Genomic DNA, 26,280 nt, shown 5'->3' with positions numbered 1-26,280 from the left:
CCGGGAGCTTGTTTCCCGGATGGCCGCGCCCTTCAACACCCTCATCCCGCACCGCCTCGATCGTCTTCCCTGGAGTCGCTTCCACTGGCTGGTGGTGATCGCCCTCGGCGTGACCTGGACGCTGGACGGGCTCGAGGTCACGCTGGTGGGCGCCCTGGCCGGCGCCATCCACAACTCGCCGAGCCTGCGCCTCAGCAGCACGCAGATCGGCTTCACGGCTTCGGCCTATCTGCTCGGCGCGGTCTGCGGAGCGCTGTTCTTCGGCTGGCTGGCCGACCGGCTGGGGCGGAAGAAGCTCTTCACCCTGACCGTCCTGCTCTATCTTTCCGCGACGATCGCCACCGGCTTTTCCTGGGATTTCTGGTCCTTCGCCATCTTCCGCTTCCTCACCGGGGCGGGCATCGGCGGCGAGTACTCCGCCGTGAATTCCGCGATCCAGGAGCTCATCCCGGCCCGTAGGCGCGGCGTCACCGATATCGCGATCAACGGCACCTTCTGGGGCGGGGCCTCCATCGGCGCGCTCGCCTCGGTCGTGCTGCTCGACCCGGCGGTGATCGATCCGGATCTCGGATGGCGGCTGGCCTTCGGGATCGGCGGCGCGCTGTCGATCGTGGTGCTCTTCCTGCGCCGCTGGATCCCGGAAAGCCCGCGATGGCTCATGACCCATGGCCGCCGGGAAGAGGCCGAGAAGGTCGTCGGCGAGATCGAAGCCTGGGTGGAGGTTGAGGCAGGCCCCCTGCCGAAGGTCCAGGGCAAGCCCATCTCCATCAACCCGCGCCGGCATACCGGCCTCGGCGAGGTGGCGCGGACCCTGTTCCGAACCTATCCCGAACGGGCGATCCTCGGCCTCGTCCTCATGTCGTGCCAGGCCTTCTGCTACAATGCGGTCTTCTTCACCTATGCGCTGATCCTGACGAAGTTCTACGGGATCGAGGCCCAGCACATCGGCTGGTTCATGCTGGCCTTCGCATTGGGCAACCTGGCCGGGCCGCTGACGCTCGGGCACTTCTTCGACAGCATCGGCCGCCGCATCATGATCACGGCGACCTATGCGATCGCGGGGCTACTGATGGCGGCCACCGGCCTCGCCTTCGCGCAGGGCTGGCTCTCCGCCTGGGAGCAGACGGCGGCCTGGACCGTCATCTTCTTCTTCGCCTCCGCCGCCGCATCGGCGGCCTATCTCACGGTCGGCGAGAGCTTCCCGCTGGAGATGCGCGCCCTCGGCATCGCGCTCTTCTACGCGCTGGGCACGGCGGTGGGCGGCGTCGCCGGCCCCGCGCTGTTCGGCTGGCTCATCGAGGGCGGGCAACGCCAGGACATCATGTGGGGCTATCTGCTTGGCGCGAGCCTGATGCTGGTGGCCGCGGGCACCGAATGGAAACTGGGCTTCGCCGCCGAGGGCCGCTCGCTGGAAGACGTGGCGCGCCCGCTGTCCCAGGCCAGCGACCCAGCCAACTAGGGACAGCGGGCACGATCCAGGATGAGCGCCACGGCCTCGCGCCGCAGGTCGAGGTTCTCGTGCTTCATCAGCGAGCCGCCCAGGCGGGGGTTCACCTCGAAGATCGCGGCCTCGCCATTGGGCCGGATCTTGTAGTCGACGTTGCAGGGGCCGGAATATCGCAAGGGCACCAGGAAATCGCGGAACTGCGCGAGGATGCGGCCCGGTGTCGCGACTCGCTGCGCGGGCGCGGTGCCCGGGCGCCGGACCACGTCGCTGAACTCCATCTCGTAGCAGAAGGTGGCATCCCAGAGGATCTCGCCCTCCTCCATCACGAGGTAGGTCGCGTATTCCTCGGAGCCATAGACGAAGGCCTGGACGACCACATCCGGCGGCAGCTCCAGCGCCGAGCCGAGCCGGGCCGCGAGCCCGCGGCGCGAATGGGCGATATCCACCCCCGCGCTGGCATTGAGGTCCACCCGCTTGATGATGCAGGGAAACCTGATCTGGCTGACCTCGGCATAGACCTCCGGGCACCAATGCCCGAAGCCCTGCGCCGCCGCGTAGTCCAGCGTCTGCCGCTTGTTCCGCAGCAGGTCGGAAACCGGCCGGGACGGATGGAACCGGGCAACCCGCGGAGGCAGCCGGTCGGCATGCTCCTCCATGAGGGGAATCGCCACGACCTCCAGGGAGCTATCGGCCATCAGGCGCTCGAGCTCGCCGGGATCGGCCTCGATGCAGGATACCTGACCGACCTGCGGCAGACTGTGCCAGAGCTCGCTCTCCGGGGCGAAAGCATTCGTCCAGTCCTGGGAATGAACTCCATAGACGACGACATGGATCGTCTTCACATTTTCAGACGAGATGAACGAATCCATCATATTCTCGGGTATGCTCATGAAGATGCCGCGCGCGCTCTCTTCACCGACGCCGCCCGTTCCGTCCAGCGGGAGGGAGCGGATCAGCGCCGGGCTGCGGCCGCGGACCCGTCGGGCTGCGCGGCGGCTGGACATGGCGGCCCATCCGCGCCAAACCCTGCCACCCCCTCATTCGACCCGGAGTCCGCCGCCGTGAGCCAGGCCGCGCCTGACCAGACCTTCGAGACCATCGCCGATATCATCGCGGAAACGGCCAATGTGGACCGCGCGAAGATCACGCCGGAGGCTCACGTCATCAACGACCTCGGCATCGACAGCCTCGATTTCCTCGACATCGTCTTCGAGATCGACAAGCGCTTCGGCATCAAGGTGCCGGTCGAGGCCTGGACCGAGCAGGTGAACAGCGGCAAGGCCCCGGCCGAGCAGTTCTTCGTCATGGGCCCCCTCGCCGAGCGCATCGAGGAACTCGTGGCCGCCAAGCAGGCCTGAAGCTTGCGCCTGGAATATTTCGAGATGATCGACCGGGTCACCTCCCGCGAGGAGGCCCGGCTCGTCGCCGAAGCCCGTGTGCCCGAGGCAAGCCCCGTCTTCGAGGGGCATTTTCCGGGCTTTCCCCTTCTGCCGGGCGTGCTGATGGTCGAGACCATGGCCCAGGCCTGCGGCTGGCTCATGCTCGCCCGCAGCGGCTTCACCCGCATGGCGCTGTTGGCCAAGGTCGGCGAGGCGAAGATGCGCGGCATGGTGAAGCCCGGCGCCATCCTGACCGTCACGGCCGAGCTGATCCATGACGGCTCGGGCTATGCCGTTCTGAAGGGCATCCTGGCCGACGGAAACACCCGCGTGGCCGAGGCGGAGCTGACCTTGCGCACCATGACCTTCCCCTCCCCGGACCTCGAGCAGGCCGTCCGGACCCGCGCGGCCGCGATCGGGCTTGCGGCATGAAGCGCCCTGTCGCGATTACCGGCGTCGGCCTCGCCTCCTCGCAGGGCGAGGGCCGATCGGCGCATGCCGCACTCCTGAAGGGTGCCGCGCCCGTCCTGGACGAGGTGCGTTTCGCCCCTTACCCGGTCCATCCGCTCGCACCCCTTCCCTTCGACACCACCATCCCCCGCCGCGAGATGCGGCAGATGGAGACCTGGCAGCGGCTGGGCGTCTATGCGGCCGGCCTCGCCCTCGACGATGCGGGCCTGCGCGACCGCGTGGCCGAGGTGGATCTCATCGTGGCCGCCGGCGGCGGCGAGCGCGACACGGCGCTGGACGAGCAGATCCTGGCCGTCAGGCCCGACGAGGCCGGGCGCCATCGCATGCTGATGGACGGGCTGCGCCCGACGCTGTTCCTTGCCCAGCTCTCCAATCTCCTCGCGGGCTCCATCTCCATCGTCCACAACGTCGCGGGCTCCTCGCGCACGCTGCTCGGCGAGGAGATCGCGGGCGCCGAGGCCATTCGTGTCCAGGCCGCGCGCATCGCGGCGGGAACTTCCGAGCTCGGCCTGGTCGGCGGCGCCTTCGCGGGCGAGCGGTTCGACCAGCTGCTGCTCTATGCCTTCGGCGGCGCCCTGCAGGCCGGCCCCTGGCAGCCGCTGCCCGGGCGCCCGGGCATGGTCTTCGGCAGCGCGGCGGCCTTCCTGACGCTGGAACCGGCCACGACGGCAGCCTCGCCCCTGGCTGTGCTGTCCCATATCGCGACCGACCAGGGCCCCGCAGCCGGCCGGCCCGATCGCCTTGCCGCCCTCTTCGCGGGGCTGCCGGAGCGCAGCCCCGGCTGCCTCACCATCTCGACCGCCTGCGGCGCTCCCGGCCCCACGCGGGACGAACTGGCGGCCCTCGGCACCACGCCCGACCTCTTCACGGCCGACCTGGTCGGCCATGCCGTGGAGGCTGCCTTCCCGATGGGCCTCGCCCTCGGCGCCCTGGCCATCGCGGCCGGCGCGCCTCAGGTGCTCGTGACCGGGACGGGCCAATGGCGCGGCGAGGCGGTCGCCCTTCTGGAGAAGCCCGCATGAGGATCGCCGTCACCGGCATCGGCCTGGTCACCGCGCTCGGCGCGGGAGCCGAGGCGAACTGGGGCGCGCTGTCGACCGGCCGCTCGGGCATCCGCCACATCACGCGCTTCGACACGACGGGCATGCGCGCGACGATCGCCGCCTGCGTCGACTTCCCCGAGGATGAAGGGCGCGCCTTCACCACCGCCGCCCGCGTCGAACGCCTGGGCGAGATGGTGATCGGCGAGGCCCTGGCTCAGGCCGGCCTGGAGGGCCCCTTCGGCGGCCCGCTGGCCATCGGCATGCCGCCGGTCGAGGTCGAATGGCCGCAGCGCCTCTCCTTCGGCGTGAACACCTATCCCGAGCTGATGGCCGCCGCCCCTACGGCGATGCCTCTCTACGAGGAGTTCCTCTTCGGCGGGGCCTCGACGCGCCTTGCCGAGCGCTTCGGCACGACGGGCGTCCCGCAGGTCGTGACCACGGCCTGCGCCTCCGGCGGCTCGGCCATCCAGCTTGCCGTCGAGGCGATCCGCCGAGGCGAGGCGCGCAAGGCCATCGCCGCCGGCAGCGACGCCAGCCTCCAGCCCGAGACGCTGATCCGCTTCGGCCTGCTGCAGGCCCTTTCCACGCGCAACGACCCGCCTGAATCCGCCTCCCGTCCCTTCACCCTGACGCGCGACGGCTTCGTGATGGGCGACGGCGCGGGCGCGCTCATCCTTGAGGAGGAGGCGCATGCGCTGGAGCGCGGCGCGACCATCCTGGGCTACGTGCTTGGCGCCGGCGAGGCCGCCGATACCTTCCACCGCACCCGCTCCACGCCGGACGGGTCGGCCATCGTGCGCTGCATGCAGCGCGCCCTGGACGATGCCGGCCTGACGCCGGCCGATATCGGCTACATCAACGCCCACGGCACCTCCACGCCCGAGAACGACAAGATGGAGGCCCAGGCCATCCGGATGCTGTTCGGCGAGGCGCCGCCGCCCGTCAGCTCCACCAAGTCGATGATCGGCCACACGCTTTCCGCCGCCGGCGCCATCGAGGCAGCCATCTGCCTGCTGGCGCTGCGGCACCAGGTGCTTCCGCCCACCATCAACCAGGACGACGTGGACACCGCGCTGGGCCTGGACACGGTTCCGGTGTCACGCCCGCACCGCTTCACGGCGGCGCTGTCGAACTCCTTCGGCTTCGGCGGACAGAACGTTTCCGTGGTCCTGGGCGCCGGCCCCGTGACCTAGTAATCGTCCCGATCCATGCGGCTGGCGGTTTTGTAGTGGAGTAGGCGGGCCGGCCCGGGGGGACTTCATGAGCAGCCTGATGAGCAGCCTCTTCGAGCCGTCGGTCCTGACGCCCCACGGCTTCTGCCTCCTCTGGGAACCGGGCCTGATCTGGCTGCACTCGGCCTCGGACGTGCTGATCGCCCTCTCCTACATCTCCATTGCCGTGGCGACCGTCGCCTTCCTGCGCCGCCGGCCCGACGTCGCCTTCCCCTGGCTCGGCTGGCTTTTCGCCGGCTTCATGCTGTTCTGCAGCCTGTCGCACTTCTTCGGGATTCTGACGCTCTGGCTGCCCTATTACTGGCTCGAGGGGCTGGTGAAGGTCGCCACCGCTGGCGTCTCGGTCGTGACGGCCGTCCTCCTCTGGCCACTGCTGCCCAGGCTGATCGCCCTTCCCGCTCCCTCCACCCTGAGCGAGGCCAATGCCGCGCTGGAGAGGCGGATCGTGGAGCGCAACACGCTGGTCCAGGCACTGCAGCGGCGCGAAGCGGAGCTGACGGAGCTCGCCGCCACGCTCGAACGCCGCGTCGCCGATCGGACGGAGACGCTGGCGGCCGTGAACCGGCGGTTCGAGACGGCGCTCGCTGCCTCCGGCGTCACCGTCTTCTCGCAGGACGAGAACCTCACCTTCACCTGGATGAGCAAGGGGGATCTCGGCCAGCCCGGCCGGGACGTCGTCGGTCGCAGCGTGCAGGAGGTGCTGCCGGAGCCGGCCCTGAGCGAGATCGTCGGCCTGGAGCACGGCGTGCTCGAGACCGGCCAGCAGGCGCGGGCGCAGGTCCAGGTGGGCGAGCGCTGGTTCGACATCATCCTGGAGCCGATGCGTGAGGGGCCGGGCCTGATCGGGGGCGCCGTCGACATCACCGCCCGTAGGGCCAGCGAGGACCGCATCCGCTTCCTCCATAACGAGGTGAAGCATCGCGTCGGCAATCTGCTCGCGGTCGTGCAGGCCCTGCTGCGCCAGACCGCAGCCGGCGCCGCGACGCAGGAGGAACTGGCGGAGCGCCTTTCCGACCGGCTGCATTCGTTGTCCGAGGCGCAGCAGCTGCTGGTGCGCGAGGATGGGCAGGTCTCGACACTGGGCGAGGTTGCGGAGGTGCAGCTGGCCCCGTTCCAGAACGACCGGATCGAGGTCTCCGGCCCCCCGGTGCATCTCCACAACCCGGCGGTGCTGCACATCGGCATGGCGCTGCACGAACTGGCGACCAATGCCGCGAAATATGGCGCCCTCTCGGTGCCGGATGGCCGGGTGCGGCTGTCCTGGGAGACCACGGCCGAGGAATGCCTGGTTTCCTGGCGCGAGACCGGCGGCCCCGAGGTGCGGCCAAGCAGCCGCCGCGGCTTCGGGCGCGACGTCCTGGAATGGGCCGTTGCGCAGGCCGTGGAAGGCTCGGTGACGCTGGCCTTCCCCGAGCACGGCGTGACCTGGGACCTGCGCTTCCCGCTCGCCGCCGCCTGAACCGGCGCGGCGAGCGGGCGCCGGTTCAGCGCGCCGCGTTCTCCAGCGCCGCGATCACGGCATCGCCCATGCCGCTCGTGGAGACGACCGCCTCGCCGGGCGAAGCGATATCGGCCGTGCGCGCGCCTTTCGCCAGCGCGCCTTCCACGGCCTTCTCCAGGAGTGCCGCATCCTCCGGCCGGTTCGCGCTCCAGCGCAGCATCATCGCGACCGAGAGGATGGAGCCCAACGGGTTCGCAATCCCCTTCCCCGCGATGTCGGGCGCCGAGCCATGGATCGGCTCGTAGAGCGCGCGTCGGCGCCCCTGGGCATCGGGCGCGGAGAGCGAGGCCGAGGGCAGCATGCCGAGCGAACCGATGATGGCCCCGGCCGCGTCGCTCAGCAGGTCTCCGAAGAGGTTGTCGGTCACCAGCACGTCGAAGCGCGTGGGGTTGCGGGCCAGCTGGATGGCGCAATTGTCGGCCAGCATGTGCTCGAAGCCGACATCGGGGAATTCCTCCTTGTGGATCGCCCCCGCGATCTCGCGCCACAGCGCACCGGCCTCCATCACATTGGCCTTGTCCACGCTGGTCACGTGGTTGCGCCGGCTGCGCGCCAGCTCGAAGGCAAAGCGCACGGCGCGCCGGATCTCGGCCTCGGTATAGGTATGGGTGTTCACGCCCCGGCGGGTGCCGTCGGGCAGGGTCTCGACGCCGCGCGGCGTACCGAAATACATGCCGGCCGTCAGCTCGCGCACGAAGATGAGGTCGACGCCCTCGGTCACGCGGGGCTTGTAGGGGCTGCCCTCGGCCAGCGCGGGCTGCATCTTCACCGGGCGCATATTGGCGAAGACGTCGAGCCCCTTGCGCATGCGCAGCAGCGAGCCCTTGCGGCGCTCTTCCGGCGGGATGACCGCGGCCTGATCGAGACTGCCGGTGGCGCCGAAGAGAATGGCGTCGGCCGCCTGGATCTGCTCCCAGGTCTCGTCCGGCATCAGGGTGCCGTGCTTCTGCCAGTTGGTCATGCCGAAGTCGCGCTCGGTGAGGCGGAGATCGAGGTTGCGGTTCTGCGCGAACCACTGCAGCACGCGCACGGCCTGGCCCGTCACCTCGGGGCCGACGCCGTCACCGGCAAGAACCAGAATCTTCAAACCACACTCTCCCACGCCCAATTGCGTTCCGTCCTGTCCTGCTCACGCCAGGCGGCGATGGCATCCGCCTGCTTCAGCGTGAGCGAGATGTCGTCGAGCCCGTCCAGCATGGCCTCGCGCTTGCGGTCGTCCACGGCGAAGGGAATGGTCTCGCCGCGCGGCGTGATCACCACCTTGCGCTCCAGGTCCACCGTCGTGCGGGCATTGCCGGGGCTTTCCTCGGTCTGCTCGGCGATCCGTCGGATGGCCTCGATCGGCAGGCGCACCGGCAGCAGCCCGTTCTGGAAGCAGTTCGAGAAGAAGATGTCGCCGAAGCTCGGCGCGATGACGCAGCGCACGCCCATGCCCATCAGCGCCCAGACCGCCCCCTCCCGCGAGGAGCCGCAACCGAAATTCTCGTCGGCGAGCAGGATGCCGCTGCCCTTGTAGGGCCCCTGGTTGGGGATGAAGTCCGGATTGTCGCTGCGGTCCGGCAGGTAGCGCCGCCGCTCGAAGGCGAATTCGCCGAGCCCCTCCCGGCCGGAGCCGACCAGGCGCTGGATCGGGATGATCACATCGGTATCGACATTCGCTTCCATCAGCGGAATGGCGGTGCCCTCGACGATCCGGAAGGCTTCCATCTCAGTAGCTCCTGACGTCGACGATGGCGCCCGCCAGCGCGGCCGCCGCGGCCATGGCCGGCGACGCGAGATGCGTGCGCGCGCCGGTGCCCTGCCGGCCCACGAAGTTGCGGTTCGACGTGGAGACGCAGCGCGCGCCGCTCGGCACCGTCTCGCCATTGGCCGCGACGCAGAGTGCGCAGCCGGGCTCGCGCCACTCGAAGCCGGCCTCCCGGAACCGATGGTGAAGCCCCTCCGCCTCCGCATCGGCCTTCACCTGCTCGCTGCCGGGCACGACCCAGGCGGTGACGTGCTCGGCCTTCTTGCGGCCCTTCAGCACCTCGGCCGCGGCGCGCAGATCCGACAGGCGGGAATTCGTACAGCTGCCGATGAAGACCCAGTCCACCTTCGTCCCGGCAATCTTCTGGCCCGGCTCCAGCCCCATGTAGCGCAACGCAGCCTCGAGCCCGGCGCGGCGGCTTGGGACCGTGTCCTCCAGCGTCGGGACATGGCCGGTCACGTCCGAGACCATCTCCGGGCTGGTGCCCCAGGTGATCTGCGGCGCGAGCTCCGCCATGTCGATCGCCTCGTCCCGCGTGAAGCGCGCGCCGGGGTCCGAAGGTACCTTGCGCCAGTCGGCCAGTGCCGCATCCCAGGTGGCGCCCTTCGGCGCGAAGGGGCGGCCGGCGAGGTATTCGAAGGTGGTGTCGTCCGGCGCGACCATGCCGGTCTTCGCGCCCATCTCGATGGAAAGGTTGCAGAGGGTCAGCCGCTCCTCGACGCTCATCGCGCGCACGGCGCTCCCCGCATATTCCATCGCCATGCCCGTGCCTGCCGCCGCGCCGAAGCGGCCGATGGCGGCCAGGATCATGTCCTTCGCCGTGACGCCGGCGGGGCGCACGCCCTCGTAGCGGATGCGGAAGGTCCCCGGGCGGCGCTGCGGCACGGTCTGCGTCGCCAGCGCATGCACCAGCTCGCTCGAGCCGATGCCGAAGGCCAGGGCACCCATGCCGCCATTGGTGCAGGTGTGGCTGTCGCCGCAGGCCAGCGTCAGCCCGGGCAGCACGATCCCCTGCTCCGGCCCCACGACGTGGACGATGCCGTTGCCGGGCGTGCCGATGTCGAAGATCCGCACGCCCTCGGCCTTGCTGCGCTCACGCAGCGAGGCGAGCAGCGCCGCCCCCTTGGGATAGGTGTGCTCGGTCCGGCCCGGTGCGCTGGAGATGGCGTGGTCCGGCACGGCGAAGACCTTGTTGGGCTCAGCCACGCGACGGCCCTTCTCGGCCAGCTCCCGCATGGCCCGCCCGCCGCTGAGATCGTGCACCAGCAGGCGATCGAGATAGAGCAGCGACCATCCCTCGCCGAGATCGGCGATGGCGTGGCTGTCCCAGATGCGGTCGAACATGGTGCCCGACATGGGCGTTCCCTTTTTGCTCGGGCCCTTACGGCCGTTCCTTCGCCTGTCCTGTGCCGACAGCGCGACCGCGGCATCCTGAACCCAGGATCGACCCTCGCCAAGGGAGGCGCGCCGCTGCCAACCGGGCCGGCCGGCGCGCCGGGTTGACCATCCAGGCCCCGCCCTCCAATCCTTCCGGCCAATGACGGAGGCAGCGCAACAAATGTTTTCACTCGAGGGGCGGAAGGCCTTCATCACCGGCGCCTCGGGGCTGCTGGGCGGCCATTTTGCCCGGGTGCTCCATCGCGCCGGCGCCGAGGTCGTGCTCGCCGCCCGCCGCATCGAGGCCTGCGAAAAGTTGGCCGCCGAGCTCGGGTCGCGCGCCAGCGCCGCGAAGCTCGACGTGCAGGACGAGGCGAGCATCGCCGCCGCGCTGGACGCGGGCCCTGTCTGCGACATCCTGATCAACAATGCCGGCATCGCCGCCACGCGCGGCTTCCTCGACCAGACGGCCGAGGATTGGGACAGCGTGCTGGACATCAACCTGCGCGGCGCCTTCCTGGTGGGCCAGGCGGCGGCGAAGCGGATGGTCGCGGCCAAGTCGGGCGGTTCCATCATCAACATCGCCTCCATCCTCGGCCTGCGCGTGATCCCGGGCGTCGCGGGCTACACGGCGGCCAAGGCCGGGCTGATCCAGCTCACCAAGCAGATGGCGGTCGAGCTCGCGCGGCATTCCATCCGCGTGAACGCCATCGCGCCCGGCTACATCGCCTCCGACCTCAATGCCGAATTCTTCGCCTCCGAAGGCGGTCAGGCCATGATCCGCCGCATCCCGCAGCGCCGCCTCGGCAAGCCGGAGGACCTTGACGGCGCGCTGCTGCTGCTGGCCTCGCAGGCCGGCGCGCATATGACGGGCTCGGTCCTCACGGTCGATGGCGGCCATTCGATCAACGCGATCTGAAAGAGTTTCTGACATGGACTTCACCCTCGACCCCAAGAGCGAAGCCAAGCGCCAGGCCGTCCGCGCCTTCGTGAACGACCGGCTGATTCCGCTCGAGGCCGACCGCGCGAGCTATGACGAGCACGAGAATATTGCCCCCGCGCTGCTTCAGACGCTGCGCGCCGAGGTGAAGGCAGCCGGCCTGTGGTGCCTGCAGCTGCCGGAAGACATCGGCGGCCAGGGCCTGCCCTTCACCGGCATGGCGGCCTGCTACGAGGAGATGAACCGCTCCATCTTCGGGCCCGTCTGCTTCAACTCGGCCGCGCCCGACGACGGCAACATGATGGTGATGAACAAGGTCGCCACGCAGGCGCAGAAGGACTGGTGGCTCATGCCGGTCGTGCGCGGCGAGGTCCAGTCGAGCTTCGCCATGACCGAGCCGGGCGGCGCCGGCAGCGACCCGGGCATGACCTATACGGCCGCCGAGCGCATCGGCAACGACCGCTGGCGCATCACCGGCCGCAAGTGGTTCATCACGGGCGCGGGCGAGTCCAAGCACTTCATCCTGATGGCCAAGACGAGCGACGATCCGCGCAAGGGCCTCACCGCCTTCCTCTTCCACGCCGACCAGCCCGGCTGGAAGATCGAGCGCCGCATCCCGATCATGGGGCCTGAGGAACATGGCGGGCATTGCGAGATCACCTTCGATGGGCTGGAGATTCCCGACGAGAACCGCCTGATGGGCGTGGGTGACGGGCTGAAGCTGACCCAGATCCGGCTCGGCCCCGCGCGCCTCACGCACTGCATGCGCTGGACCGGCCTCGGCCGCCGCGCGCTGGAGATCGCGCAGGCGCATACCGAGCAGCGCTCCACCTTCGGCGTGAAGCTCGCGGACCGGGAGAGCGTGCAGATGATGGTAGGCGAGGCCGCCATGCAGCTCGACATCAGCCGGCTGCTGACCATGCGCGCCGCCTGGAAGCTCGACCAGGGCGACTTCGCGCGCAAGGAGGTCAGCATGGCGAAGATCGTCGCCGCCGATGCGCTCCATAAGGCGGCCGACACGGCAATCCAGCTGCTCGGCGCCAAGGGCTATTCCAAGGACACGCCGGTCGAGTGGATGTACCGCTACGCGCGCCAGGCGCGGCTGGTGGACGGCGCTTCCGAGGTGCATCGCATGGTGCTCGCCAACTTCCTGCGTCGGGAGGGCGGCGACTTCTTCGCCTGGGGCCACCATGGATGAGACCCGCCGCACGGCGCTGAACGCCTGGCTGTCGCAGGCCGCCGGCGCCGCGGTCGAGATCGGCGGGGCGTCGCTGCTCTCAGGCGGCGCGATCCAGCAGAACTGGGCGCTCTCCGTCACGCGGGGCGGCGGCGCCGAAGAATGGGTGCTGCGGACGGATAACGCGGCCACGCTCGCCGTCTCGCTGTCGCGCAGCGAGGAATACGCGCTGCTGCGCGCGGTCTTCGCGGCCGGCGTGACGGTGCCGGAGCCGCTCTTCTGCTGCGACGACGCGACGATCATCGGCGCGCCCTTCTTCGTCATGCGCCGCGTGGCCGGCACGGCGACGGCCTTCCGCCTCGCCAAGCAGGCGGCGGCGATGGGTGGCAATGCCGAACTCGTCCGCCATGCGGGCCGCGAGATGGCGCGCATTCACAGCATCGCGCCGCCGCGCGGGGACCTGGCCTTCCTCGGCACCCCGCCGGCCGATGCGGGCATCGAGTTCATCCGCGCGATGCGCGAGCGCCTGGACGCCGCCGGCACGCCGCGGCCTGTCTTGGAATGGGGCCTCTCGGCCCTTGAGCGGAACCTCCTGCCCCCGCTGCCGCCCGTCCTCTGCCACAATGATTTCCGGACCGGGAACCTGATGGTGCAGGGCCATGCCATCACCGCCGTGCTCGACTGGGAATTCGCCGCCTGGGGCGATCCGCATGCCGATCTCGGCTGGCTTTGCGCGCCCTGCTGGCGTTTCGGCAACCTCGCGCTGGAGGCGGGCGGTCTCGGCCCGCGCGCCCCACTGCTGGAAGGCTATGGGCCCGGCGCCGATCCCGCGCGGCTGCCCTTTTGGGAGCTGGCCGGCACCATCCGCTGGGCCGTCATCGCGGCCGACCAAGGCGCTCGGCACCTTTCCGGCCAGGAGCGCGGGCTGGAGCTGGCGCTGACCGCCCATATCATCCCCGAGCTGGAGCTCGACATTCTTCGCCAGGTGGAGGCCCTCGGTGCTGGAAGCGCCTGACGCGACCGACCTTCTCGCCACCGCGCGCGAGGCGCTGCTGGAGAAGCTGCTCCCCGCCTTGCCGCCAGCGCTGCATTACGAGGCGAGGATGGCGGCCAATGCCATCGCCATCGCCTCCCGTGCCACGGCGGCCGATCCGGCACCGGCCGAGGCGCGCCTCCGGACACTCGCCGGCGATGCGGCAACCTTCGCCGCGCGCATCCGCGCGGGGGAATTCAGGCCGGGCATGCCTCGCCATGCCGAGGCCGCCGCACTGTTGGCCGAGATGACCCGCCTTCGGTGCTCCGTGAGCGCGCCGCGCGCCCTGCGCGGGACCTGAACGAGGCTTTCTCTCCCCCGCCCATGGCCCGGCCCTGTTAGGCTGGGCAGGCTACAGGGAGAGAAACATGAAAAGACGCCAGATCCTGGCGGGTGGCCTTGCCGCGCCCGCGCTGCTGCCCGCTTTCGCCCGGGCCCAGTCCTTTCCGAACCGGCCGATCACCATCCAGATCTCCTTCCCGCCCGGCGGTGCCACCGACGTGCAGATGCGAAGCTTCGCCGAGGCGGCCACGCGGGCCTTCGGCCAGCAGGTGATCATCGAGAACCGGCCGGGCGGCGGCGGCACATTGCCCGCCGCGAACATGCGCGGCGCACGGCCGGACGGCTACACGCTGGCGCAGCTCTCGCTGCCGGCCATCCGCCTTCCCCTCATGCAACGCATGGCCTTCAACCCGCGCACCGATTTCACGCCCATCATCCATCTGACGGGCTACCTCTTCATGATCGTCGTCCGCGCCGAGAGCCCCTATCGAAGCTGGGCGGATTTCGTGGCGGATGCGCGCGCCCGGCCCAACGCCATCCGCATCGGGAACACCGGTGCGAACGGCACGCCCCACCTGACCAATATCGACCTGGCGGAAAAGGAGGGCATCCAGCTCACCCATGTTCCCTTCCGCGGCGAGAGCGACGGGACGCCGAACCTGCTGGGTGGGCACATCGAGGCGATGGCCTGCGGCTCCGGCGCGCTGCAGATCATTGCGGAGGGCAAGCTGCGCGCGCTCAATGTCTGGGTTCGCAACCGATCGCCCAAGCTACCGGAGGTCCCGACCCTCATCGAGCTGGGCTATCCCGGCATGGTGGTGACCTCGCCCTACGGCGTCGTGGGTCCTCTCGGCATGGACCCGGAGACCGTCCAGCGGCTGCATGACGGCTTCCGCATTGCCGCACATGATCCGGCCCATCTCGCGACGCTCGAGCGGCTCGACCAGCCGCTGGAATATCTCAACAGCGCCGACTACGGCCGCTTCATCGCCCATTCGGCCGACGAGGAGGAGGCGCGGGTCACGCGGCTCGGCCTGAGGATCTGATCCCCAGGCCGGCGGCACGCCGCGCTACTGCGCCCGGACCTGCTTCAGGAACTCGGACGCCTTGTCGCGCAGCACGCCGGCCTGCAGCGCCAGATCGTTGGAGGCGACCAGCACCTCGCCCGCCGAGCGCCCCGTCTCACCCGAAGCGCTGCGCACGTCATTGATGCGCCGCGTGACGGCGCCGGTCCCCTCGGCGACCAGGGCCGCGCTGCGGGCGATCTCGCGCGTCGCCGAGCCCTGTTCTTCCACGGCCGCGGCGATGGCGGTCGTGACCTCGTTCATCCGCTCGATGGTCAGGCTGATCGAACGCAGCGCCGTCACGGCCTGCTCCGTGGTGCCCTGGATGCCGCCGATCTGGGCGGCGATTTCCTCGGTCGCCTTGGCGGTCTGCGCCGCGAGGTTCTTCACCTCGCTGGCCACCACCGCGAAGCCCTTACCGGCTTCGCCCGCCCGCGCCGCCTCGATCGTGGCGTTCAGGGCCAGCAGGTTGGTCTGCCCAGCGATGTCGCTGATGAGGCGCACCACGTCGCCGATGCGGGTCGCGGCCTGGGCGAGGCCCTGCACCGTCCCGTCGGTCGCGCGCGCCTCGTCGGCCGCCGAGCGCGCCACCTGGGCCCCTTCTGCCACCTGACGCGTGATCTCGGCCACGCTGGCAGCGAGTTCCTCGGCGCTGGCGGCCACCGCCTGGACATCCGCCTCCGCGCGGCCCGACGCCTCGGCCACCGCCTCCGCCTCCCGGCCCGAGGTTGCGGCCGAGCCGGAGAGCACGTTGGCGGATTGCTGCATCTGCCCCGCCGCAGTCGCCACCGCATCCACGACGCCGCCGATCTCTTGCTCGAAATTATCCGCCAGCCGCGACTGCGAGGTGGCGAGGCTCCAGACCAGCATGGGCGCGACATAGTCACCGCGCCGGTCGCGGATGGCGGTGACGTTGAGGTCCATCACCTCATCGCCCAACGGGAAGCGGGCGCGGTGCGGCAGGCGGGAGGCCTCGGCCATGATCTCGCGCTGCTGGCGCGGATGGGCGTGGAAGATGTCCACGCTCTGGCCCATCAGGGCCTCGGCCTTCACGGGCAGGCTCGTCTCGACGAGGCCCATCAGGCGGCTGGCCTCGGGATTGAGGTAGCGGATGCGGTAATTGTCCTTGGGGTCGGCCATCATGACGCCCAGCGGCATCTGCTCCAGCATCTGCTGTTGCGCGAAGGCCTTTTCGACACCCTCGCGCAGCTCCTCCAGCGCGGTCGCGATCTGGCCGATCTCGTCGCGACGGTCACGGTCCGGCACCGGCTCGGCCGTCTCGCCGCCGGCGATGCGGCGCACGGCCTCCGCGATGCGGCGCAGCGGCGTGCCGATCGCACGGGCCGTGACAAAGCCCGAGAGGATCTGGATCAGCGCGACCACGCCCCCGATGATCCAGACGCTGCGCGACAGCGTCGTCATCTCTTCCTCGGCGGTTTGCGCCCGGTGGCTCGCATCCTCGGCCAGCGCGGTCGTCGCCTCGGCGAAGCTGGCCATGATGCGCTCGCGGATGGGTGCCGTCCGGCTCATGCGGATGTCGAGGATGCGCTCGGCGATGGCCATCAGCCCCTCGGCCTCGTCGGTGAGCTGCTGGCCGATCGTGGTCAGGCGCGTCATCTCCTGCTTCAGGCTGTCAGGCGCGGCAGCGGCGAGACGGCGCGCATGCACGCGCGCCTGGGCCGCGGCACGGCGCACGCGCTCGCCCGAGGCGGTATCCTCCGTCGCCAGGTAGCGCTGGATGCCGATCCGCACCTCGTTCACCGCGGCGACATAGGTGTTCAGGACATCGCGCAACTCCTCCCGCGCGCCGCCCTCCGCACCGAATTGAAGGTTCGAGGTCACCGACTCCAGCACCTGATCGAATTCAGCGGAGTGGGGAAAGAAATTCCGATCGCGCTTCTCGAGAAGTTCGATGCGCGCCGCTGCGGTATCGTCGAAGCCCGCGCGGAAGCGGGCCAGCTCGGCGGCCAGCGCCTGCAACGGCTGAGACGCGGCGGGCGCGGTCGCGGCCCGTTGCGCGGCCTGAACGGATTGCGCGGCCCGATCGAGCCCCTCGCGCATGGATTCCGCGTCCCGTTGCAGGCGGCCCGTGTCGTTGGCGAGCAGGACCCCGCGCTGCGCGCTATAGGCCTCTCCCGCATAGCGCAGCGCGGCATCGGCGGCCGTGCGGGCAACGATAGCCTGGCGCTCGGCCTGGTTTTCCTCGTTGACCCGCCGGCTCTCCAGGGTCACGAGCAGCACGAGGCCCGCCAGCAGCAGCGCGGCGAGGCCCGCACTCGTGGCCAGTTTCCGGCCGACCGACAGATCGCGGAAGAAGCGCATGGACCTATCTCCTTTTCCGGCTCTGTCCTAAGCGGTCCACGTTAAGAGCCGGTGAATCGGGCCCCTCGACTCTTCCGGCCCCCGCCGCCAATTTTCCCCGGCAAAATGTGAGGCAACCGATGTTCTTCGATTTCGAGACTCTTCCCGCATCCGAGCGCTACAAGCTCGTCGTCTCGACCGTGGTGCCGCGCCCCATTGCCTGGGTGGTGAGCCAGGATGCCGCCGGCGTGGTGAACACCGCGCCCTTCTCCTTCTTCAACGTCTTCACCGACAGCCCCGTCGTGCTGGGCATCGGCATCGGCCCCACGCCCGGCGGCACGACCAAGGACACGCTGTCGAACATCAAGGCCACCGGCCAGTTCGTCGTCTGCCTCGTGCCGCAGTCCCATATGCAGCAGATGAACGCGACGGCGATCGACTTCGGCGCCGAGATCGACGAGCTGGACGAGGCAGGCCTGACCAAGGTCGCCTCCAGCAAGATCAAGGTGCCGCGGATCGGCGAAAGCCCGGTCGCCATGGAATGCGAGACCTTCCAGCTCATTCCCGTCGGCCATCACACCATCGTCCTCGGCAAGGTGCTGGCGATGCATGTGCGCGACGAGGCGGTGATGGACCCGGCCAAGAACTACATCGACACGCCGAAGCTCGACCTCGTGGGCCGCATGCATGGCCGCGGCTGGTACACCTCGACGCGCGACCGGGTGGAAATGCCACGCATCAGCGTCGCCGACTGGGAAGCCAAGAAGAAGAGCTGATCTCCTGATGAGCGCCGGTTCTTCCGCCGTGCCGTCGCGTCGCTCGCCGCTCTGGGTCAGGCTCACCTGGCCCGGGGTGATGCTGATCGGCCTGCCGCTGGCCTCCGTGCTGGTCGCCGCGATGGTGCCGGCGGGCGCGGTGTGGTGGCATATCTGGCAGACCTCGCTTCCGGAGCTGCTGGGCGACACGGCAATGCTGGCCGTGCTTGTCGCGCTGATGGCGGGCAGCGCCGGCGCGATCACGGCCTGGTTGGTGACCGCCTTCCATTTTCCAGGCCGGAACATTCTGCAATGGGCGCTGCTGCTGCCGCTCGCCATGCCGGCCTATGTCAACGGCTATGCCTGGGTCTGGCTGATGGACGTGGCGGGCCCGGTGCAGAGCGGGCTGCGCAGCGCCATGGGCTGGTCCTACGGCGGCTACTGGTTCCCGGAGATCCGCAGCCTCCCCGGCGCCGCGCTGGTGATGGCGATGGTGCTCTACCCCTACGTCTATCTCCTTTGCCGCGCGGCTTTCCTCGCGCAGTCCACTTGCCTGGTGGAGGTGTCGCGCACACTCGGCTACTCGCCCGCGCGCACCTTCCTGCACGTCGCCCTGCCGCTCGCGCGGCCGGCGCTGGCGGCTGGCGTGGCACTGGTGACGATGGAGGTCCTGGCCGATTTCGGGACGGTGCAGCATTTCGGCCTGCGCACCTTCACCACCGGCATCTACGAGGCCTGGTTCGCCATGGCGGACCGAGGCGCGGCCTCCCAACTCGCGACCGCCTTGCTCCTCTGCGTGGGGCTGCTGCTGGCGCTCGAGCATGCGAGCCGGGGTGGGCGGCGCTTCCATCCGATGACGACGCGGCAGTCGCCGGTGCGGCCCATCGTCCTTCATCCCGCGAAGGCGGGGCTGGCACTGCTCGCCTGTTCGTTGCCGCTGCTCCTCGGCTTTGTCATCCCGGCGGGAACCATGCTCCGGCTGGCAATCGAAGCCGGTGATCCGCTGTCGCCCGACCGGTTCCTCTCCTACCTCCTCAACTCGCTGACGCTGGCCGCGATCACGGCGGCGATCGCCGTGGTGCTGGCCTGCTGGCTCGCCTGGGCCGTGCGGATGCACCCGAGCAGGCCGGGCCGGTTCGCCAATCGCGCCGTGGCGCTGGGCTATGCGATCCCGGGCTCAGTGATCGCGGTGGGCACGCTGGTGCCCTTCGGCCTGCTGGACAATGCGCTGGACGCCTGGTTGCGCGCGAATCTCGGCGTCAGCTCGGGCCTGCTGCTGTCGGGGACGGTGGCGGCGCTGATCTTCGCCTATCTGGTGCGCTTCCTGGGCGTGGCGCTGGCGGCGGTGGAGAGCGGGCTGGCGCGGCTCAAACCCTCGCTGCAGGCAGCGGCGCGCTCGCTCGGCGCGGGCCCGGGGGGTGCGGTCTGGCGGGTGGAGCTGCCGCTGTCGCGCGGCGCGCTCATGACAGCAGCGATCCTGGTCTTCGTGGACACGATGAAGGAGCTGCCGGCGACGCTGATCGTCCGGCCTTTCGACTTCGATACGCTGGCCGTCCGCGTCTACAACCTCGCCGCGGACGAGCGGTTGTCCGAGGCCAGCACCTCGGCGCTGCTCATCCTGCTGGTCGGACTATTGCCCGTGGCGGTGCTGGCGCGGGCCATGCACCGGCAGGACTGAGCGGCCGCCCTTCCCCACGCCTCTGCCACATGGGCTGAGGCGTGGGAGGAAGGCCGCTCGCAACTCAGTCCTGATGCTGCTCGGGCGCCGCGGCGCTGTTGAGCTGGATGTAGTTCGGAAGCCCCATCTGCTCGATCATGTCGAACTGGGTCTCCAGGAAGTCCTGGTGCTCCTCCTCATTGGCGAGGATGGACTTCAGCAGGTCACGACTGACGAAGTCGCGCACGCCTTCCGAATAGGCGATGCCTTCGCGCAGATCGTCGATCGCCTTCTGCTCGAGCTTGAGGTCGCATTCCAGGACCTCCTTCACGTTCTGCCCGATCAGGATCGGGTTGAGGCGCTGAACGTTGGGGAGGCCGTTGAGATAGAGGATGCGCTTGATGAGCTCGTCGGCGTGCTTCATCTCCTCGATGCTCTCGGCCATCTCGTGCTTGGCGAGCTTCGTCACGCCCCAGTCGTCCAGCATGCGCGCATGCAGGAAGTACTGGTTGATCGCGGTCAGCTCGTTCGTGAGCTGGGTGTTCAGATGCTCGATGACCTTGGGATCGCCCTTGGGCATGGTGGCTCACTCCGGCTTGTGTTCCGCCATGGATGTCACAAGCCGGGGACCAAAATCAAGCATCTGAAAAAAAAGGACTTATCGCGAATCAGACTGATAGTCGTTCGCAGGGTCCAGATGGTTCTGCGTCTGATTCGCACCCGCCTCAGGCGCGGGCCTTGTCCCCCGGCATCTCACGGAGAATGCTCAGGATTGTGGCCGTGCAGGTGCCGCATTGCGCGCGGCAGCCGCAGCCTTCGTAGACTTCCTTGGGTCGGGCAGCGCCATTGGCGGCGGCGGTGCGGACGTCACCGTCGCTCATCCCGTTGCACAGGCAGATGACCATCTTCGAGGCCTCGTTCCGTCAGCGCCAGCCGGCGCGCTGCATGAGGCGAAGCGCCTCGGGGGCATTGGCGAGCATCTTCGGCCCGTCGGGGGCCTCCTGCCGGAAGTCACCCAGCGCCGTCAGGAAGGGCGGCACGTCCGAATCCGGGACAACCGGATATTCCATGTTCACGAGACCGAAGGTCTTCTGCGCCTCGGCTCCCGTCAGGAACTCCAGGAAGGCGCGCGCCTCGGCCGTGTTGGGCGAGGTCTTGATCATCGCCGCGCCCGAGATGTTCACATGCGTGCCGCGGTCACCGGCGGCCTGGTTCGGGAAGATCACGCCGACTCGCTCGGCCATCTCCCGCACATCCGCCTGCGGCGAGACCGACATCAGGCCGAGGTAGTAGGTGTTGGAGATCGCGATGGTCCCCTGCCCGGCCATGATGGCGCGGATCTGGTCGCGGTCGCCGCCGGCGGGCGGACGGGCGAGGTTCGCCGCGATTCCGCGCGCCCAGGCCTCCGTCGCCTCGGCCCCGTTCGCGGCCAGGAAGCTGGCGGCCAGGGCCACGTTGTACCCGTTGCCCGAGGAGCGGACAGCGATCTGCCCCTTATAGCGATCGTTCGACAGGTCCTCGTAGCGCGCGAGGCCGGCCGGCGGGCCCTTGGCCTTGTCGTACATGAGGACGCGCGCGCGGCGGGAGACCGAGAACCAATGGCCGCCCGGCTCGCGCAGGCTCGCGGGGACGCGGCTGTCGATCACGGGCACGCCATGGGGCTGCGTCAGGCCGAGCTCCACGGCGCGGCTGAGGCGGCTCGCATCCACGGTCATGAAGACGTCGGCCGGGCTGTTGGCGCCCTCGGCGCGGATGCGCTCCAGGAGCTGGTCCGCATTGGCCTCGATCACCCGGACCCGGATGCCCGTGGCGCGGGTGAAGGCCTCGTTGACCAGCTTATCGGCGTCGTAGTGACGCGCCGAATAAAGGCTGACCACACGCTCCTGCGCACGGAGGACGGCCGGGGCGAAAAGCCCTGCGGCGGTGGCGGCGAGAATAACCCGTCGTTGCATGCAACCCTCTGCGACTGGCGTAGGGCTGACTACCTAGGGCAATTGCGAGGCGTTCGCAAGATAGCTTTGCGAAGGCCTCGCAACCGCAATGTTCCGGAGGCGTGCAGCCCTTGGCGCCCGGATCTTTGCTCCGGACGCCAGGAAGACCTTCAGCCGGCGAGGGTGCGGAGGAACTTCGCCCGGGCGGAGGCGCCGGCCATCACGAAGGCGTGGTCCGAGCCGCCGAGGATGAAGCGCGCGCCCAGGGCGACGTAGTCCTTCGCCACGACCTCGTCGTAGACGCCGCCCATGCCCATGACCTTGCCGTGCTTCTTGCACGCCGCCGCGACCTTCTCGTAGGCGGCGCGCACGCGGGGATGGCCGATCTGCCCGGGAATGCCCATGGTCGCCGTCAGGTCGCTGGTGCCGAACTTCAGCACGTCCACGCCTTCCACCGCGGCGATCGCCTCGCAATTCTCGACCGCTTCCTCGGTCTCGAGCATGCAGGCGATCAGCACTTCCTCATTGCTCTCCTTCTGCGCCGTCGCGACGTCGGGCGGCGCGAAGCCGTAGAGGACGGGCGGGCCGCCCCAGCTGCGCATGCCCAGCGGCGGGAAGCGGAAGGCCTTCACGACCTCCTTCGCCTCCTCGGCGGTGTCCACATGCGGCACGACGACGCCCATCGCGCCATTGTCGAGGCAGCGCGTGCCTTCGAAGAGCGCGTCCTTGCAGCAGCGCACGATCGGCGTGCAGCCCTGGTTCAGCGCGGCCATGCAGATCTGCGAGGCGGCGTCGACGCTCATCGCGCCGTGCTCCATGTCGATGAAGAGCCAGTCAAATCCTGTCGCGGCACCGAGCGCACCGACGGCCGAGCCCCGCAGGTGATGCACGCCGAAGCCGATGGAGAGCTTTCCTTCCAGCAGCCGCTGCTTCGCCAGATTTTTCACGATGGCCATGGGGCGATCCTCCTTTGTTCGGGCGGAGGGCATCATGCGATGAGCGCAGGGTCAATCCGCAGGCGGAACCTGGAGAAACCCCTTCTGCTGCTTCGCGTTCCCTGACTGTCCACAGAAAGGAAATCGCGATGACCGAGGAGAAGAAGGACAAGAGCCGGATCGAGGTCGACAAGGAGCTCGACCAGGCACTGAAGGACAGCTTCCCGGGAAGCGATCCGGTCCAGCTCACCGATCCGAACCGGGGCCTGGGCGGCGCTCCCAAGAAGCCGCGGCCCGATTCACAACCGGAGTGAGGCCACGGCCATGAACGTGTATGACGGCCGGGAGGGTCATCGTCGCCTTCTCGGCCAGGCGCAGCTGCCCTGGGATCATGGCCCGATCCTCATCCTGCGCGACACCGGCGAGCAGTTCGCGCTGCATCCCATTCGCTGCCTGGACGAGGCGGGGCTGGTGGTCGAAACCGCCGTCCTGCTCTCGCCGGGCCAGCGGCCCGATCTGCTGCCGGGCTGGCGGCCTGCCGCCACCACGCCGCACCTGTCGCGCTGATCCGTCCGGGCCCCTGTCCTGCCGCATTCCCGCCCGGAATGGTAAGATGATGCCGCGTGAACATTCCCGGAAGGATTCGGCCATGCTTTCCCGCCTCTCATTCGCGGTCGTCCTGCTGGCGACGACCTCGCTTTCCGCTGCCGAACTGCCCGTCCGGGCCGTCACCCTCTCCTCCGCCGGCCTTGCGCAGATCGAGCGCGGCGGGCCGGTCGCGGCCACCGAGGGCGCCCTCACCTTCCGCGTGCCGCTCGAGGATGTGGACGACATCCTGCGCTCGCTCGTCGTGGCCGACCCGGCCGGGCGGGTGGAAGGGCTGCGTCTGCCGGCCCAGGACCTCGCCGTCGAGGCCTTCCGGGGCCTGCCCGTCCGCGCCGAGGATTTCGAGAGCCGCGCGGCCCTGCTGAACGCCCTGCGCGGCGAGCGCGTCGCCATCGCCGGCGTCGAGGGCCGCATCGCAGAGGCCACCGAGGCCCGCAGCGGCCTCCGCGTCTCGCTCATCACCGATACAGGCCTGCGTAGCGTGTCGCTCTCCACGGAGGAGGAGCTGCGCTGGCTCGACCCCGGTCTGGCGGCCCGCTTGGCCCGTGCGGCCGAGGCCGTCGCCGCCACGCGCGCGGCCGACACGCGCCAGCTTTCCGTGGCGCTGCGATCCGGCGCGAGCGCGGAGCGGGAGATCGCCCTGGCCTATGTCGCCGGCGCGCCGCTCTGGAAGCCGTCCTGGCGCCTCGCGGTGCCGGAGTTCGGGGCATCGGACGGCCGTGCGCGGCTGATGGGCTGGGCCGTCGTCGAGAATCGCAGCGGCGCCGACTGGAACGGCATCCGCCTGTCCCTGGTCTCCGGCGAGGCGGCCGCCTTCCGCCAGGCGCTCTACACCCCGGTGATCCTGCCTCGGCGCGAACTGCCGATCGAAGGCAGCGGGCAGGTCGATGCCCTGGCCGATAGCGGCGCCCGCCCCGTAATGGCGGCGCCCCCGCCCCCCGCGGCTCCGCTTGCCAGGCCGGGCATCATGATGAGGGAGAGGGCGGCGGGGGCCGTCATGCCCGCCCCCGCCATGGCCGACGCGCCGGCGCCCGCCGCCGAAGCCGTCGCCGCCGCCTCGCTCGGCCGCGTCGCCTTCAATCTTTCCGACCCGGTCACCATCCGCTCGGGCGAGACCGCCAATATCCCCTTCGCCGACCTCCGCCTCTCGGCCGAGCGCGTGTGGTGGGCGCAGGGCCTGCGCGACCGCTATCCGCTCCAGGCGGTGCGCCTCCGCAATGAGAGCCAGCATGCCCTGCCCGGCGGTCTGACGACGATCTACGGCAGCTCGGGTGCCGAGGCCGGCGCCTTCCTCGGCGACGCGCAGCTTCTCGGCATGCCGCCCGGCGAAGCGCGCCTGCTGGCCTTCGCCCGGGACCGCGAGGTCCAGTACACGGCCGCCCAGCGCTCCGCCTCGACGCCCCTGCGCGCCGAGTTCCGCCGGGGTGCCGTGGTCGCCACGCTGCGGGCCGTGCATACCGTCGCCTTCGCGATCGACCCGCGCGGCGGGCGCGGCCGCTTCGTCGTCGACCTGCCGCGCCGGCCGGGCGAGACACCGCGCTTCGTCCCCGCCGCGGAGGGCGATTTCGGCCTGCGCGTGGAAACCATGCTCGACGGGCGCCAACAGGACGTCGAATGGAGCTGGGAGCGCGAGCAGCAGCAGGTGGTGCCGCTCTGGGAGCCCGCGCTGCCCGATCCCGTTCCCTCCGCCTGGCGCGATATGAACCTGGAGCGCGACGTGATCCGCCTGCCCGGCGGCACGGACCGGCTCGAGGTGCTGCGGCGCCTGCTCGCCGGCCTGCCGGCGGGCGCGCCGGGCCGCGCCGACCTCACGGCCCTGATCGCCGATTACGGCCAGGCGCGGGAGCTCATGGACGCCTTCCGGACCGCGGCACGGGCCTATATCGCCGCCGAGGCCAGCCTTGAGCGCGCGCGCCGCGCCCTGGAAGACCGGACCGGCTCCGCCAAGGAAGCGGCCCGCCAGCAGCTGAACACCGCTTCGATCGAGGCCTCGCGCCTCGGTACGGCGGCGGATGGTGCCTGGACGGCGTGGCGCGCCGCCGCGCAGAAGGTCGTCGCCCGGGGAGGCTGAGCCCCTCCTCCAGGGCGCTTGGGCGCCCTGGGACGCCCTCCCTTCAGGACAGCGCCCGCAATCCCGCTCGGAGGCTCTCGAGCTCATCGTGCGGAAGAAGCGCGTCGACCGCCGCGTGCTCCCTGGTCCAGATCGGCACAGCCGACTGCAGCAGAGCTTGCCCGGCCGGGGTGAGCGACAGGCGCCGGCTGCGGCGGTCGGACGGATCGACGGCCGCGTCCACGAGGCCGCGGCGTTCCAGCGGCTTGAGATTGGCGGTCAGGGTGGTGCGATCCATCGCCAGCAGCCCCGCCACCGAGCTGATGGTGGGCGGGCTGGGCCGGTTCAACGACATCAGGAGCGAGAACTGCCCGCTCGTCAGCCCGAGCGGCCGCAGCGCCTCGTCGAACCGTCGCGCAAGAGCCCGTGCCGTGCGCTGCGCCGCGAGGCACAGGCAATGGTGGCGAACATGCAGCGTGGTCTCGAAGGGAACGGTCATCGGCGACACCGGCTCGACAATTTCTTGGCTATTTGAGTTGATATCAACTTATAAGGCAAGCCGGATCGGGGGGCGTCCCGCCCTCCACCGGACCGAGCAGGAGCCAAGCCATGAGCTACGTTCAGGGATTCGTCCTCGCCGTTCCCGCGGCGAACAAGGAGGCCTATCGGAAGATGGCGGCCAGCCATACGCCGCTGTTCAAGGAGTTCGGTGCCAGCCGGGTCGTCCATGCCTGGGGCGACGACGTGCCGGAGGGCAAGGTCACGGACTTCAACGGTGCCGTGCAGGCGAAGCCGGAGGAGACGGTCGTCATCTCCTGGCACGAATACCCGAGCCACGAGGCCGCCCAACAGGCCTACGGCCGGATGATGACGGATCCGCGCATGAAGGCCCTGATGGCGACCGCCCGGCCCTTCGACGGCGCGCGGGTCATTTATGGCGGCTTCGCCCCGGTCGTCGACGAGGGCGCGGCGACGCGGATGAGCTACATCGACAGCGCGCTGGTGCCCGTCGAGACGGACAAGAAGGACGCCTATGTCGAGATGGCCGCCCGCATGGCCACACTCTTCCGGGAGCATGGCGCGACCCGCGTCATGGACGCCTGGGGCGTCGACGTCCCGGAAGGCAAGCTCACCGATTGCCGCCGCGCGGTGAAGGCCACGCCCGGCGAAACCATCGTCTATTCCTGGATCGAGTGGCCCTCCAAGGCCGCGCGGGACGAGGGCTGGCGGAAGATCATGGCCGATACCCGCATGGGGGGCGACATGCCCTTCGACGGCAAGCGCATGATCATCGGCGGCTTCGCGCCGCTCCTCGACGCCTGATCGATCGCGGGGAGGATTTTTCCTCCCCG

The 26,280-nt window shown here is 69.8% G+C and carries 27 protein-coding genes; 17 read left to right on the top strand and 10 right to left on the bottom strand.

Annotated elements, in window-relative coordinates; translation table 11 throughout:
* The first annotated feature begins 19 nt into the window (after positions 1-19).
* Positions 20-1,459: an MFS transporter gene (locus tag KHU32_RS10945; protein ID WP_213670135.1), complete on the top strand. Its 1,440-nt coding sequence runs from the start codon at positions 20-22 to the stop codon at positions 1,457-1,459.
* Here the strand turns inward: KHU32_RS10945 and KHU32_RS10940 are convergent.
* Positions 1,456-2,451, bottom strand: coding sequence for an ATP-binding protein (locus tag KHU32_RS10940; protein ID WP_249680958.1), 996 nt, complete (start codon positions 2,449-2,451; stop codon positions 1,456-1,458). The two genes, KHU32_RS10945 and KHU32_RS10940, sit on opposite strands and share 4 nt — an antisense overlap.
* A gap of 57 nt (positions 2,452-2,508) precedes the next feature.
* Between KHU32_RS10940 and KHU32_RS23085 the strand changes: the two genes are divergently transcribed.
* The 5 genes from KHU32_RS23085 to KHU32_RS10915 all read left to right on the top strand — a co-directional run bounded on the left by KHU32_RS23085 (position 2,509) and on the right by KHU32_RS10915 (position 7,031).
* Complete coding sequence (locus KHU32_RS23085; protein WP_314070051.1) at positions 2,509-2,805, top strand: acyl carrier protein; 297 nt, start codon at positions 2,509-2,511, stop codon at positions 2,803-2,805.
* Positions 2,806-2,808: 3 nt separating this feature from the next.
* Positions 2,809-3,258 carry a 3-hydroxyacyl-ACP dehydratase FabZ family protein gene (locus KHU32_RS10930; RefSeq protein WP_213670132.1) on the top strand — a complete coding sequence of 150 codons (450 nt, stop codon included), beginning with the start codon at positions 2,809-2,811 and terminating at the stop codon, positions 3,256-3,258.
* Entirely contained in the window at positions 3,255-4,319 is a 1,065-nt protein-coding gene (locus KHU32_RS10925; RefSeq protein WP_213670131.1) for a beta-ketoacyl-ACP synthase, read from the top strand. Before KHU32_RS10930 ends, KHU32_RS10925 begins: the two co-directional genes overlap by 4 nt.
* On the top strand, positions 4,316-5,533 hold the full coding sequence (locus KHU32_RS10920) for a beta-ketoacyl synthase N-terminal-like domain-containing protein (RefSeq protein ID WP_213670130.1): 1,218 nt from the start codon (positions 4,316-4,318) through the stop codon (positions 5,531-5,533). The genes KHU32_RS10925 and KHU32_RS10920 overlap by 4 nt, the downstream gene beginning before the upstream one ends.
* Positions 5,534-5,612: 79 nt before the next feature.
* On the top strand, positions 5,613-7,031 hold the full coding sequence (locus tag KHU32_RS10915) for a sensor histidine kinase (protein ID WP_213670129.1): 1,419 nt from the start codon (positions 5,613-5,615) through the stop codon (positions 7,029-7,031).
* Positions 7,032-7,056: 25 nt separating this feature from the next.
* On the opposite strand, the gene leuB is transcribed toward KHU32_RS10915, so the two are convergent.
* The 3 genes from leuB to leuC are packed head-to-tail and all read right to left on the bottom strand — an operon-like array spanning position 7,057 to position 10,176.
* Positions 7,057-8,160 carry a 3-isopropylmalate dehydrogenase gene (gene leuB / locus KHU32_RS10910; RefSeq protein WP_213670128.1) on the bottom strand — a complete coding sequence of 368 codons (1,104 nt, stop codon included), beginning with the start codon at positions 8,158-8,160 and terminating at the stop codon, positions 7,057-7,059.
* Positions 8,157-8,780 carry a 3-isopropylmalate dehydratase small subunit gene (leuD, locus tag KHU32_RS10905; RefSeq protein ID WP_213670127.1) on the bottom strand — a complete coding sequence of 208 codons (624 nt, stop codon included), beginning with the start codon at positions 8,778-8,780 and terminating at the stop codon, positions 8,157-8,159. Before leuD ends, leuB begins: the two co-directional genes overlap by 4 nt.
* Before the next feature lies 1 nt (position 8,781).
* A complete protein-coding gene (leuC, locus tag KHU32_RS10900) occupies positions 8,782-10,176 on the bottom strand; it encodes a 3-isopropylmalate dehydratase large subunit (protein WP_213670126.1) in 1,395 nt (464 codons plus the stop codon).
* Between the two features lie 202 nt (positions 10,177-10,378).
* On the opposite strand from leuC, the gene KHU32_RS10895 reads away from it, so the two are divergent.
* The 5 genes from KHU32_RS10895 (at position 10,379) to KHU32_RS10875 (ending at position 14,675) form a co-directional block, all read left to right on the top strand.
* Entirely contained in the window at positions 10,379-11,116 is a 738-nt protein-coding gene (locus tag KHU32_RS10895) for an SDR family NAD(P)-dependent oxidoreductase (RefSeq protein ID WP_249680956.1), read from the top strand.
* A gap of 13 nt (positions 11,117-11,129) precedes the next feature.
* On the top strand, positions 11,130-12,335 hold the full coding sequence (locus KHU32_RS10890; protein ID WP_213670124.1) for an acyl-CoA dehydrogenase family protein: 1,206 nt from the start codon (positions 11,130-11,132) through the stop codon (positions 12,333-12,335).
* Entirely contained in the window at positions 12,328-13,329 is a 1,002-nt protein-coding gene (locus KHU32_RS10885) for a phosphotransferase family protein (protein ID WP_213670123.1), read from the top strand. The genes KHU32_RS10890 and KHU32_RS10885 overlap by 8 nt, the downstream gene beginning before the upstream one ends.
* On the top strand, positions 13,313-13,648 hold the full coding sequence (locus tag KHU32_RS10880) for a DUF6285 domain-containing protein (RefSeq protein ID WP_213670122.1): 336 nt from the start codon (positions 13,313-13,315) through the stop codon (positions 13,646-13,648). The genes KHU32_RS10885 and KHU32_RS10880 overlap by 17 nt, the downstream gene beginning before the upstream one ends.
* A gap of 67 nt (positions 13,649-13,715) precedes the next feature.
* Positions 13,716-14,675 carry a tripartite tricarboxylate transporter substrate binding protein gene (locus KHU32_RS10875; RefSeq protein WP_213670121.1) on the top strand — a complete coding sequence of 320 codons (960 nt, stop codon included), beginning with the start codon at positions 13,716-13,718 and terminating at the stop codon, positions 14,673-14,675.
* Between the two features lie 24 nt (positions 14,676-14,699).
* Here KHU32_RS10875 and KHU32_RS10870 read toward each other — a convergent pair whose 3' ends face one another.
* Positions 14,700-17,015, bottom strand: a complete 2,316-nt coding sequence (locus tag KHU32_RS10870; protein ID WP_213670120.1) for a methyl-accepting chemotaxis protein — start codon at positions 17,013-17,015, stop codon at positions 14,700-14,702.
* Positions 17,016-17,134: 119 nt separating this feature from the next.
* Between KHU32_RS10870 and KHU32_RS10865 the strand changes: the two genes are divergently transcribed.
* Both KHU32_RS10865 and KHU32_RS10860 read left to right on the top strand, forming a co-directional pair.
* The gene (locus KHU32_RS10865; RefSeq protein WP_213670119.1) at positions 17,135-17,770 is read left to right on the top strand and encodes a flavin reductase family protein; all 636 of its coding nucleotides are present in this window, start codon (positions 17,135-17,137) and stop codon (positions 17,768-17,770) included.
* Positions 17,771-17,777: 7 nt separating this feature from the next.
* Positions 17,778-19,427 (top strand): ABC transporter permease, encoded by a 1,650-nt coding sequence (locus KHU32_RS10860; RefSeq protein ID WP_213670118.1) that lies wholly within the window; start codon positions 17,778-17,780, stop codon positions 19,425-19,427.
* A gap of 64 nt (positions 19,428-19,491) precedes the next feature.
* Here the strand turns inward: KHU32_RS10860 and bfr are convergent, their stop codons facing one another.
* From bfr to KHU32_RS10840, 4 genes are all read right to left on the bottom strand, one after another.
* On the bottom strand, positions 19,492-19,986 hold the full coding sequence (gene bfr, locus KHU32_RS10855; RefSeq protein ID WP_213670117.1) for a bacterioferritin: 495 nt from the start codon (positions 19,984-19,986) through the stop codon (positions 19,492-19,494).
* 145 nt (positions 19,987-20,131) lie between these two features.
* Positions 20,132-20,311, bottom strand: coding sequence for a (2Fe-2S)-binding protein (locus KHU32_RS10850; protein WP_213670116.1), 180 nt, complete (start codon positions 20,309-20,311; stop codon positions 20,132-20,134).
* 18 nt (positions 20,312-20,329) lie between these two features.
* Positions 20,330-21,358 (bottom strand): extracellular solute-binding protein, encoded by a 1,029-nt coding sequence (locus KHU32_RS10845; RefSeq protein ID WP_213670115.1) that lies wholly within the window; start codon positions 21,356-21,358, stop codon positions 20,330-20,332.
* Positions 21,359-21,507: 149 nt separating this feature from the next.
* The gene (locus tag KHU32_RS10840) at positions 21,508-22,293 is read right to left on the bottom strand and encodes an HpcH/HpaI aldolase family protein (RefSeq protein ID WP_249680955.1); all 786 of its coding nucleotides are present in this window, start codon (positions 22,291-22,293) and stop codon (positions 21,508-21,510) included.
* Between the two features lie 128 nt (positions 22,294-22,421).
* Here KHU32_RS10840 and KHU32_RS10835 point away from each other — a divergent pair, with 128 nt between their 5' ends.
* From KHU32_RS10835 to KHU32_RS10825, 3 genes are all read left to right on the top strand, one after another.
* Positions 22,422-22,586, top strand: a complete 165-nt coding sequence (locus KHU32_RS10835) for a hypothetical protein (RefSeq protein ID WP_213670114.1) — start codon at positions 22,422-22,424, stop codon at positions 22,584-22,586.
* Positions 22,587-22,596: 10 nt separating this feature from the next.
* Positions 22,597-22,839, top strand: coding sequence for a hypothetical protein (locus KHU32_RS10830; protein ID WP_213670113.1), 243 nt, complete (start codon positions 22,597-22,599; stop codon positions 22,837-22,839).
* A gap of 82 nt (positions 22,840-22,921) precedes the next feature.
* Complete coding sequence (locus KHU32_RS10825; protein WP_213670112.1) at positions 22,922-24,949, top strand: hypothetical protein; 2,028 nt, start codon at positions 22,922-22,924, stop codon at positions 24,947-24,949.
* Positions 24,950-24,992: 43 nt separating this feature from the next.
* Here KHU32_RS10825 and KHU32_RS10820 read toward each other — a convergent pair whose 3' ends face one another.
* Positions 24,993-25,427 carry a MarR family winged helix-turn-helix transcriptional regulator gene (locus tag KHU32_RS10820; RefSeq protein WP_213670111.1) on the bottom strand — a complete coding sequence of 145 codons (435 nt, stop codon included), beginning with the start codon at positions 25,425-25,427 and terminating at the stop codon, positions 24,993-24,995.
* A gap of 110 nt (positions 25,428-25,537) precedes the next feature.
* On the opposite strand from KHU32_RS10820, the gene KHU32_RS23080 reads away from it, so the two are divergent.
* A complete protein-coding gene (locus tag KHU32_RS23080) occupies positions 25,538-26,251 on the top strand; it encodes a DUF1428 domain-containing protein (protein ID WP_249680954.1) in 714 nt (237 codons plus the stop codon).
* The last annotated feature ends 29 nt before the right edge of the window (positions 26,252-26,280 follow it).

Origin of the sequence: Roseococcus pinisoli, assembly GCF_018413645.1 — a bacterium.
Classification (GTDB): Bacteria; Pseudomonadota; Alphaproteobacteria; order Acetobacterales; family Acetobacteraceae; genus Roseococcus; species Roseococcus pinisoli.
The sequence above is the reverse complement of the archived record's forward strand: the minus strand, read 5'-3'. Positions and strand labels throughout refer to the sequence as shown.

Bases quoted from the DNA above. Each gene is read 5' to 3' on its own strand.
- KHU32_RS10915 (WP_213670129.1), top strand. From the start codon at position 5,613: ATGAGCAGCCTCTTCGAGCCGTCGGTCCTGACGCCCCACGGCTTCTGC.
- KHU32_RS10920 (WP_213670130.1), top strand. From the start codon at position 4,316: ATGAGGATCGCCGTCACCGGCATCGGCCTGGTCACCGCGCTCGGCGCG.
- KHU32_RS10885 (WP_213670123.1), top strand. From the start codon at position 12,328: ATGGATGAGACCCGCCGCACGGCGCTGAACGCCTGGCTGTCGCAGGCC.
- KHU32_RS10835 (WP_213670114.1), top strand. From the start codon at position 22,422: ATGACCGAGGAGAAGAAGGACAAGAGCCGGATCGAGGTCGACAAGGAG.
- KHU32_RS10945 (WP_213670135.1), top strand. From the start codon at position 20: ATGGCCGCGCCCTTCAACACCCTCATCCCGCACCGCCTCGATCGTCTT.
- KHU32_RS10830 (WP_213670113.1), top strand. From the start codon at position 22,597: ATGAACGTGTATGACGGCCGGGAGGGTCATCGTCGCCTTCTCGGCCAG.
- KHU32_RS10840 (WP_249680955.1), bottom strand. From the start codon at position 22,293: ATGGCCATCGTGAAAAATCTGGCGAAGCAGCGGCTGCTGGAAGGAAAG.
- KHU32_RS10875 (WP_213670121.1), top strand. From the start codon at position 13,716: ATGAAAAGACGCCAGATCCTGGCGGGTGGCCTTGCCGCGCCCGCGCTG.
- KHU32_RS10895 (WP_249680956.1), top strand. From the start codon at position 10,379: ATGTTTTCACTCGAGGGGCGGAAGGCCTTCATCACCGGCGCCTCGGGG.
- KHU32_RS10860 (WP_213670118.1), top strand. From the start codon at position 17,778: ATGAGCGCCGGTTCTTCCGCCGTGCCGTCGCGTCGCTCGCCGCTCTGG.
- bfr (WP_213670117.1), bottom strand. From the start codon at position 19,986: ATGCCCAAGGGCGATCCCAAGGTCATCGAGCATCTGAACACCCAGCTC.
- leuC (WP_213670126.1), bottom strand. From the start codon at position 10,176: ATGTCGGGCACCATGTTCGACCGCATCTGGGACAGCCACGCCATCGCC.
- KHU32_RS10870 (WP_213670120.1), bottom strand. From the start codon at position 17,015: ATGCGCTTCTTCCGCGATCTGTCGGTCGGCCGGAAACTGGCCACGAGT.
- KHU32_RS10865 (WP_213670119.1), top strand. From the start codon at position 17,135: ATGTTCTTCGATTTCGAGACTCTTCCCGCATCCGAGCGCTACAAGCTC.
- leuD (WP_213670127.1), bottom strand. From the start codon at position 8,780: ATGGAAGCCTTCCGGATCGTCGAGGGCACCGCCATTCCGCTGATGGAA.
- KHU32_RS10825 (WP_213670112.1), top strand. From the start codon at position 22,922: ATGCTTTCCCGCCTCTCATTCGCGGTCGTCCTGCTGGCGACGACCTCG.
- KHU32_RS10850 (WP_213670116.1), bottom strand. From the start codon at position 20,311: ATGGTCATCTGCCTGTGCAACGGGATGAGCGACGGTGACGTCCGCACC.
- KHU32_RS23080 (WP_249680954.1), top strand. From the start codon at position 25,538: ATGAGCTACGTTCAGGGATTCGTCCTCGCCGTTCCCGCGGCGAACAAG.
- KHU32_RS10890 (WP_213670124.1), top strand. From the start codon at position 11,130: ATGGACTTCACCCTCGACCCCAAGAGCGAAGCCAAGCGCCAGGCCGTC.
- KHU32_RS10940 (WP_249680958.1), bottom strand. From the start codon at position 2,451: ATGTCCAGCCGCCGCGCAGCCCGACGGGTCCGCGGCCGCAGCCCGGCG.
- KHU32_RS10845 (WP_213670115.1), bottom strand. From the start codon at position 21,358: ATGCAACGACGGGTTATTCTCGCCGCCACCGCCGCAGGGCTTTTCGCC.
- KHU32_RS10820 (WP_213670111.1), bottom strand. From the start codon at position 25,427: ATGACCGTTCCCTTCGAGACCACGCTGCATGTTCGCCACCATTGCCTG.
- KHU32_RS10925 (WP_213670131.1), top strand. From the start codon at position 3,255: ATGAAGCGCCCTGTCGCGATTACCGGCGTCGGCCTCGCCTCCTCGCAG.